The 361-nt window shown below is 72.6% G+C and carries 1 protein-coding gene; it reads right to left on the reverse strand.

Annotated elements, in window-relative coordinates; genetic code table 11:
- Positions 1 to 66: 66 nt before the first annotated feature.
- Positions 67 to 361 (reverse strand): WecB/TagA/CpsF family glycosyltransferase (locus tag DEIPI_RS31190; RefSeq protein WP_157463668.1); only part of this gene is annotated, 295 nt, incomplete at its 5' end.

Here is a 361-nt window from a genome sequence, read left to right on the forward strand (position 1 = left end):
TGCGCGACGTGGCCTGAACGCCAGGACAGGACGCGTGCCGGGCCCCCTCGGGCCCGGCACGTTCGTTCAGCGCTGCCGCTTCTTGCGGGCCCGCACGAGCCGCACGAACTTCAGCAGTCTCGGCGCGCGGTTCCAGCGCGAGCGGTTCCCGGCGACGCGCCAGATCCACTCGACGCCCATGCGGCGCGTCCAGGCGGGCGCGAGCTGGGCGGTCCCGGCGATCACGTCGATGGTGCCGCCGCAGCCGATCATGACGGGCACGTTCATCACCTGCCGCCAGTACTGGTTGAAGGTCTCCTGACGGGGGGCGCCCATGCCGCTGAGCAGCAGGTGCGCGCCGGAATCCCGGACGAGCTCCGCG

It is taken from the genome of Deinococcus pimensis DSM 21231 (genome assembly GCF_000519345.1).
GTDB lineage: Bacteria > Deinococcota > Deinococci > Deinococcales > Deinococcaceae > Deinococcus_A > Deinococcus_A pimensis.